Origin of the sequence: Streptomyces sp. W16 (assembly GCF_033194735.1) — a bacterium.
GTDB lineage: Bacteria > Actinomycetota > Actinomycetes > Streptomycetales > Streptomycetaceae > Streptomyces.
In genome coordinates this window covers 1-7,563 of the sequence record NZ_JAWOAI010000480.1, presented here as the reverse complement: position 1 = coordinate 7,563, position 7,563 = coordinate 1, and the positions used below count along the sequence as shown (strand labels likewise).

General features: G+C 72.4%; 9 protein-coding genes. 8 read left to right on the top strand and 1 reads right to left on the bottom strand.

Annotated elements, in window-relative coordinates; translation table 11 throughout:
* The 5 genes from R6V09_RS41040 to R6V09_RS41020 all read left to right on the top strand — a co-directional run.
* Positions 1–595: class I SAM-dependent methyltransferase (locus tag R6V09_RS41040; protein ID WP_317886584.1), on the top strand; the 595-nt coding region annotated here is incomplete at its 5' end.
* 23 nt (positions 596–618) lie between these two features.
* Positions 619–1,524 (top strand): hypothetical protein, encoded by a 906-nt coding sequence (locus R6V09_RS41035; RefSeq protein ID WP_317886583.1) that lies wholly within the window; start codon positions 619–621, stop codon positions 1,522–1,524.
* Complete coding sequence (locus R6V09_RS41030) at positions 1,521–1,730, top strand: Trm112 family protein (RefSeq protein WP_317774535.1); 210 nt, start codon at positions 1,521–1,523, stop codon at positions 1,728–1,730. Before R6V09_RS41035 ends, R6V09_RS41030 begins: the two co-directional genes overlap by 4 nt.
* Positions 1,727–2,689 (top strand): FkbM family methyltransferase, encoded by a 963-nt coding sequence (locus tag R6V09_RS41025; protein WP_317886582.1) that lies wholly within the window; start codon positions 1,727–1,729, stop codon positions 2,687–2,689. Before R6V09_RS41030 ends, R6V09_RS41025 begins: the two co-directional genes overlap by 4 nt.
* Positions 2,577–3,167: a hypothetical protein gene (locus tag R6V09_RS41020; protein WP_317886581.1), complete on the top strand. Its 591-nt coding sequence runs from the start codon at positions 2,577–2,579 to the stop codon at positions 3,165–3,167. The genes R6V09_RS41025 and R6V09_RS41020 overlap by 113 nt, the downstream gene beginning before the upstream one ends.
* Here the strand turns inward: R6V09_RS41020 and R6V09_RS41015 are convergent.
* Positions 3,157–4,032 carry an ATP-grasp domain-containing protein gene (locus R6V09_RS41015; protein WP_317886580.1) on the bottom strand — a complete coding sequence of 292 codons (876 nt, stop codon included), beginning with the start codon at positions 4,030–4,032 and terminating at the stop codon, positions 3,157–3,159. The two genes, R6V09_RS41020 and R6V09_RS41015, sit on opposite strands and share 11 nt — an antisense overlap.
* Positions 4,033–4,180: 148 nt before the next feature.
* Here R6V09_RS41015 and R6V09_RS41010 point away from each other — a divergent pair, with 148 nt between their 5' ends.
* The 3 genes from R6V09_RS41010 to R6V09_RS41000 all read left to right on the top strand — a co-directional run.
* Positions 4,181–5,227, top strand: a complete 1,047-nt coding sequence (locus tag R6V09_RS41010) for a MerR family transcriptional regulator (RefSeq protein ID WP_317886579.1) — start codon at positions 4,181–4,183, stop codon at positions 5,225–5,227.
* Positions 5,228–5,287: 60 nt separating this feature from the next.
* Positions 5,288–6,733, top strand: a complete 1,446-nt coding sequence (locus R6V09_RS41005) for an acyl-CoA synthetase (protein ID WP_317886578.1) — start codon at positions 5,288–5,290, stop codon at positions 6,731–6,733.
* On the top strand, positions 6,726–7,563 hold an 838-nt coding region (locus R6V09_RS41000; RefSeq protein WP_317886577.1), incomplete at its 3' end, for a carboxyl transferase domain-containing protein. The genes R6V09_RS41005 and R6V09_RS41000, both read left to right, overlap by 8 nt.

Here is a 7,563-nt window from a genome sequence, read left to right as displayed (position 1 = left end):
ACCGCCTCGCACCGTCCTCGACATCGGCTGCGGCGACGGCACGGCGGCGGCCATCGCCGCGCCCCTGCTCACCGGCCACCGCGTCGTCGGCGTCGACTGGTCCCAGGACGCCCTGGCCCGCGCCCGCACCCACCTCCCGTACGCGGTCCGCGGCGAACTCACCGCGTTACCACTCCGCACGGCCTGCGCCGACGCCGTGCTGTTCAGCGAGGTGATCGAGCATCTGGTCGACCCGGACACGGCGCTCGGCGAGATCCGTCGGATCCTGCGCCCGGGGGGCCATCTCATGCTGTCCACACCGAACTTGGCCGCCTGGTACAACCGCGCCCTGCTGCTCGCCGGCGTCCAGCCCGTGTTCTCGGAGGTGAGCCTGCGCGCCATCCACGGACGCCCGGGCAAGGAGGTCGTAGGGCATCTGCGGCTCTACACCCCGCGCGCGCTGCGGGAGTTCGTGACGGCGGCCGGCTTCGAGGTCGTAGGACTCAAGGGCGCCCCCTTCCACGGCGTACCGCGCCCACTACGTCCCCTCGACCGACTGGCCTGTGCCAGACCGCAGTTGGCGTCGATCCTGCTGTTGCACGCGCGGAAGACGTAGGGGGCGCGGCCGTGTGGTGGGGAGTGACCGCGGCCCTGTTGGCGAACGTGCTGTACAGCACCGGTTTCGTGCTGGAGAAACGGGCGCTCACGGCACTGCCCGAGGTGACGGTCCGTCAACCGGCCAGGCTGCTGCGGCTGGTGCTGGGCAGCCCGCTGTGGATCGGGGGATCCCTCGCCCTCGCCGCCGGGTTCGGCGCACAGCTCGCCGTGTACCGGACGCTGCCGATCGCCGCCGCACAGGGCATCTTCGTGTCCGGTCTGGTGCTGCTCGTGCTGCTGTCCGCGCGCATGCTCGGCGAGGAGACCAGCGGCCGGGAACGGTACGCGCTCGGTGCGATCCTCGCCGCCCTGCTGATGGTCGTACTGTCCCTCAAGGAGGGCTCGGACCACGTCAGCCGCGCCGCGCCCTATCCGCTGATCCTGTTGGTGTGCGTGCCCTCGCTCGCGGCCGGCCTCTGGCTGTACCGGTCCACCGAGCGCCGCGCGGCCCACCGGCATCGGCTGCCCACCACGGGCGTCGAATACGGCGTGGCGGTGGGCCTGTTGTACGGGGTCAGCTCGCTCGCCATCAAGGGGGTGTCGAGCTTCCTGACCACAAGTGACCTGGGCGGTGCGGTGGTTGACCTGCTGCGGTCGCCGTACCCGTATCTCCTGCTCTGCACGGGCGCGTTCGGCCTGGTGATGTCCCAGGCGGCGCTGCAGCGTTGCCGGGCCTCGCTGATCGTGCCGGTCTGCACGACGGTGACGAGCCTGTTCACGGCGGTGCTCGGCACACTCGCGTTCGGCGAGGCGCTGCCCCACGACCCGCTGCGCCTGGCCCTGCGGATCGGAGGCACGACCCTGGCGGTCACCGTCCTGCTCACCATGCCGAAGCACGACAACGCGCCTCAACGACCCGTCGAGGCCAAGGAGTTGACTCCCCCTTGAATCCGGACGACCCGCTGCTGAAGATCCTGGCCTGCCCGCTCGACAAGGGCCCGCTGCACCTGCTGCCCACGGACGCCCTCTACAACCCGCGCCTGCGCCGCCGTTACCCCATCGTCGACGGCATCCCGCAGCTACTGCCCTCCTCCGGAGAGCAAGTCACCGACGAAGCAGAGCACTTGGAACTCCTCAAACGGATGGCGCCATGACCCCCACGCGCACTCCCCGCACCCTCACCGCCCGCCTCGCGTCCCACCTCCCCACCCGCCTGGTCGCCGCCACCGCCCGCGCCGTATACCCCCGCTTCGAACCCGAACTGGCGCGCCTGGGCGACCTGTTGCCGCCCGACTGCGGCACGGCGGTGGACGTCGGCGGCTGGTACGGCCCCTGGACCCACCGTCTCTGCGGACACGCGCGCCAAGTGGTGACCGTCGAACCGGTCCCCCACCTGGCGCGACTGCTCGCCGCTGCCGCCCCCGCGAACGCCCGGGTGATCCCGGCCGCCGCCTCCGACCGCCCCGGCACCGCCCGCCTGTGGCTGCCGCCGGACGACGAGGGCGACCGGGGCGTGTCGTCGCTGGTCCGCCGGGACATCCACGCCCGCGCCGTGCACGTCCGCTGCGTCACGCTCGACGGGCTCGGCCTCAAGGACGTCGGCTTCATCAAGATCGACGTCGACGGCAGCGAACTGGCCGTCCTGCACGGCGCGACCGGCCTCCTGACCCGCGACCGCCCCGCGCTCTTCGTCGAACTGGAGTCACGTATCCAGCCGATCGCCCCGGTGGTGACGTATCTGTCGCTGCTCGGCTACGAGGGCTGGGTCCTGCCGGACAGGGGCAGGCGCTGGGTCCGGCTCGCGGCCTTCCCCCTGGAGGAGCACCAGGCCCGGACCTCGTACGTCGTCTCCCAGGGTCTGCTGCGCCGCGTGCTGCCCTTCGCGCGCGGCCCCCGCTACGTCAACTCGGTTCTGTTCCTCCCCGACGGCCGCAGTCCCGGTGCCAGCCCTGGCGCCGATGCCGATGCCGGTGTCAGTGCCGTGCGCGACGATGGATCGCATGCCCGACGCGAAACGCCCCGCGAGCCCCTTCAGCCCCCTCGACTTCCAACTCGTCCTGCTGCGCCGCATGGCGGACCACAACCCGGACCTGGTCGAGAACGCCCGTCATGAGCTGGGCGTCTCGATCGCCGACATGCGCGAGGCCAACAAGCGTTGGCAGGCGATGCTGCACTCCCCGAGAGGCCGGGCCGCAGCTTCCCGTTACCGCTCCGTCCTCGGCACCCCGGAGTCGACCACACAACGCAAGATCGGCGACCTGGAGTGCGAGGCCTGGCAGTGGCCCCTCTCGCTCTGGCCCGACCTCCGCTTCGAGGTGCTCACCGCCCCGAACGGCGCCGTATGGAACGAATGGCTGGTCCGCGCCCCGGGTACCGAAGGCCCCGCCCTCCACACTCTCGAAGACCTGACCCCCTGGTCCTGCACGGTCGACGAGGCGGCCCGCGCCTTCGCCCCCGCCCGCCCCCTGGAGGGCACGGCCCCGACCCGCTGGGGCCTGGCCTTCACCGCCCCGGACGGACAGGGCGTACGCCACCGGTGCGCGGCCGAGTTCACCTGGGGCCTGCTCCAGCGGACGGCGGTCAGCGAGTGACGGCAGCCGCGAGCACCGCGTCCACCACCACCGCCAACGACCCCGGATGCAGATCGAGGAAGAGATTCGGCTCGACGAGTTCCAGTTCCATCACACACGGCTCCCCGTCCGACCCGTCCACCAGGTCCACGCGGGCGTAGAGCAACTCAGGCGCATCCGGTACGGCGGCCAACGCCCGCTCGGCGACGGAGAGTTCGGCCTCGGTCGCGGTCCACGGCTCCAGGTCCGGGTGGGACACCTTGTCGTCGTCGTAGGCGGTGCCCCGCGCCAGCACGGCCCCCTTCCGCGAGGCGTGCACGAACCGCCCCCCGAAGAACAGGAGCGCCCGCTCCCCGCTGACGTCCACGTTCGTCAGATACGGCTGCACCATCGCGGTGAGCCCCTCCGCGTGCATGCGCTCCAGCTGTCGTACGGCCGTCTCGTGCTCGTCGGGTGTGTAGCGGGCGGCGAAGCGGGCGCCGGCGCCGGAGGTCGGCTTGACGACGTACTCGTGGTCGTCGGGGAGGTCGGCCGGGTCGCCGGGGGCGAGATAGCTGGTCGGTACGACGGGCACGCCGGCCGCCGCGAGGTCGCCGAGGTAGCGCTTGTCGGTGTTCCACCGCACGACCTGCACCGGATTGGCGAGCCGCGTCGCCTTGCCGACCCGCTCCGCCCAGGCCACGAACTCGGCCACCCGCCAGGTGTAGTCCCAGGTCGACCGGATGACGACGAGGTCGTGGGCGCCCCAGTCGGTCCCCTCGTCGTCCCACGGCGCGGCGACTGCCTCGGCCCCGGCCGCCCGCAACGCCTCCACGAGCACCGGGAGGTCGCGGTCCTTGCTGGGCACCGGACCGGGGTCGTAGGTGGCGAGCGCGATACGGGGCACGGGAGCCTCCAGCTTCGTACGGCGGTAGATCGTTTTCGCAGGGTAACCACGGCCCCCGCAACCGGGGCAACCGCATTGACCTTCCCCCTTGGTGAAGCCCCAGCATCGGTGACGGAACCGGAGAGACCCGGAGAGACAGGGGGCATGCATGAGCATGCTGACGATCGGGGCCTTCGCGCGGGCGTCCAGGCTGTCGCCGAAGGCGCTGCGGCTGTACGACGAGCTGGAGTTGCTGCGGCCTGCGCGCGTGGACCCCGACAGCGGATACCGGTACTACGCGGTCGAGCAGCTGGAGCGGGCGCGGCTGGTCGCGTGGCTGCGGCGGCTCGGGATGCCGCTGGCCGGGATCCGTGAGGTGTGCGCCCTCGAACCGGCCGCCGCCGCCCGCGAGATCCGCGCCTTCTGGGCCCGGGTCGAGACGGAGACGGCCGTACGGCGGGATCTCGCCGGGTTCCTCGTCGACCATCTCGCGGCCGTGGCGGCCGTACCCGGAAAGGACACCACCATGCTCGAACTGCGTTACTCCGCCCACTCGGACCGCGGTCAGGTCCGCCCCTCCAACCAGGACACGGCCTACGCGGGCGCGCGGCTGCTCGCGGTCGCCGACGGGTTCGGCCCGGCGGGCGGGCCCGCGAGCAGTGCGGCGGTGGAGGCGCTGCGTTTCCTGGACACCGAGGAGGTGCCGGCGGGCAATGTGCTCAACCTCCTGGAGGAGGCGGTACGGGGCGCCACCGACGCGGTCCGTGACGTGGCCGATCCGAGCCAGAACGGCACGACCCTGACCGCGCTGCTGTGGACGGGCTCGAAGCTGGCGCTCGTGCACATCGGGGACTCGCGCGCGTATCTGCTGCGCGAGGGCGGGCTGTTCCGGATCACCCACGACCACTCGGTCGTCCAGTCGCTGATCGACGAGGGCCGGCTGACCGCCGAGGAGGCCGGGTCCCACCCGCAGCGCTCCCTGCTCCTCAAGGCCCTCAACACAGGTGCCCCCGACCTGAAACTCCACGACACCCAGCGCGGCGACCGCTATCTGCTGTGCTCGGACGGCCTGACCGCGGTCGTCCCGGAGCACCGGATCCGCGAACTCCTCACCGCGGGCCAGGACCCGGAGGAGACGGTACGGTCCCTGGTCGACGCGGCGAACGAGGCCGGGGGTCCGGACAACATCAGTTGTGTGGTGGCGGACGTGGTGTAGGAACGGGGGTGTCCCCGAAGTCTGGGGACCTCTGTCCCCGACGACCAAGGAGTGCGCCGCGTGTCCACCCTCTTTCCGGCCCTGACGAACCCGGGCGAGCAGCCCGCTCTCAGGTTCGGTGACCGGTCCCTGACGTACGCGGAGCTGGGCGCGGCGGCGAACGCCCTCGCGGTCCGGTGCACGGGCAGCGAACGGGTCGCCGTGTGGGCCACCAACTCGCTGGAGACGGCGGTCGCCGTGGTGGCGGCACTGCGGGCCGGCGTGGCCGCGGTGCCGCTCAACCCGAAGTCGGGCGACAAGGAGCTCGGGCACATCCTGGCGGACAGCGCACCGACGCTGGTGCTGGCGGCTCCGGGCGACGAACTTCCTTCCGCCTTGCGGGAGTTGGAGCGCGTCGACATCGACGTGCGGGGTGCCGGGGGCGAGGGTCCGGCCGTCTCGCCCGGCGACGAGGACCCCGCCCTCGTCGTCTACACCTCCGGCACCACCGGCCCGCCCAAGGGTGCCGTGCTCCCGCGCCGGGCCGTCGCCTCGACGCTGGACGCGCTCGCCGACGCCTGGCAGTGGACCGGCGAGGACGTGCTCGTGCACGGGCTGCCGCTGTTCCATGTGCACGGTCTCGTGCTGGGCATCCTGGGCCCGCTGCGGCGCGGCGGCTCGGTGCGGCACCTGGGCAGGTTCAGCACGGAGGGTGTGGCGCGGGAGCTGAACGACGGGGCGACCATGCTGTTCGGCGTCCCGACGATGTACCACCGCATCGCGGAGACGCTCCCCGACGACCCCGAGCTCGCCAAGTCCCTTGCCCGGGCACGGTTGTTGGTCTCCGGTTCGGCCGCGCTGCCGGTCCACGACCACGAGCGGATCGCGTCGGTGACCGGCCGCCGGGTGATCGAGCGCTACGGCATGACGGAAACCCTCATGAACACCAGTGTCCGGGCGGACGGTGAGCCGCGCGCCGGGACGGTCGGGGTCCCGCTGCCCGGCGTGGAGCTGCGGCTGGTCGAGGAGGACGGCACGCTCCTTCCCGTCCACGACGGCGAGAGCGTGGGCGAGATCCAGGTACGCGGACCGAACCTGTTCACCGAGTACCTCAACCGGCCCGACGCGACGGCCGCCGCCTTCACCGCCGACGGCTGGTTCCGCACCGGCGACATGGCCGTGCGCGACCCCGACGGCTATGTCCGGATCGTCGGCCGCAAGGCCACCGACCTGATCAAGAGCGGGGGTTACAAGATCGGCGCGGGCGAGATCGAGAACGCGCTGCTCGAACACCCCGGGGTGCGCGAGGCCGCCGTCACCGGTGAACCGGACCCCGACCTGGGCGAGCGGATCGTGGCCTGGATCGTCCCGGCGGACCCCCAATCCCCGCCAGAACTCGCCGAGTTGGCCGACCACGTGGCGAGCCGCCTGGCCCCGCACAAGCGCCCCCGCGTCGTCCACCTCCTCACCGCGCTCCCCCGCAACGACATGGGGAAGATCCTCAAGCGCGCCCTGCCCCATGACTGACCGCCGGTCCGCCCGCGAGACCCTGGCCCTGGTCACGGACGACTCCACTTTCACCGAACTCCCCCACCCCGTACGGGAGTCCAAGCCCGACGGTCCTCTCGCCTGGCAGGGCTACGACGCCTCGCGGGCCCGCGCCGCCGAACGCACCGGCGAGTCGGAGTCGGTGGTGTGCGGTACGGCGACGGTCGGGGGCACGCGGGCGGTGCTGATCGCCTTCGAGTTCGGCTTCCTGGGCGGCTCGCTGGGCGAACGCACCGGGGACCGCCTGGAGGCGGCGTACACGTACGCCCGTGAACACCGGTTGCCGGTCGTGCCGTTGATCGCCACCGGGGGCAGCCGGATGCAGGAGGGCATGATCGCCCTCACCCAACTCCAGCGCGTGGCACGCCAGTCGGCGCTCACCAGGGAGGCCGGCCTCGCGCAGATCGCGGTACTGCGGGACCCGACCACGGGCGGCAGCTGGGCCACCCTGGGCGCGGGCGCCGACGTGATCCTGGCGCTGCCCGGCGCCCAGGTCGGCTTCGCGGGCTCCCGGGTACGCCCACCGGACGCGGACCCCACGGCGTACACGGCCGAGGCCCAGGTGGCGGCGGGCGCGGCCGACGCGATCGTAGAACCGGAACAACTGCGGAAGACCCTGGGGAGCTGGCTACGCCTGCTGACCACGCCGTGGCCGGGGCAGGCGCCGGTACCGACGGCTCTGCCGACAGCCGGACGGGAGGGCGTGTCACCCGCCGCCGACACGGACGTCCCAGCGCTGACCACACACCACACCCGACCGACCCCGCACGCCACGGACAGTCCCCCGGCGCCCCCACAGGAGGACGCGG

Excerpts from the sequence above, each read along its gene's own strand:
- R6V09_RS41025 (WP_317886582.1), top strand. The coding sequence starts at position 1,727 with ATGACCCCCACGCGCACTCCCCGCACCCTCACCGCCCGCCTCGCGTCC.
- R6V09_RS41020 (WP_317886581.1), top strand. The coding sequence starts at position 2,577 with ATGCCCGACGCGAAACGCCCCGCGAGCCCCTTCAGCCCCCTCGACTTC.
- R6V09_RS41010 (WP_317886579.1), top strand. The coding sequence starts at position 4,181 with ATGAGCATGCTGACGATCGGGGCCTTCGCGCGGGCGTCCAGGCTGTCG.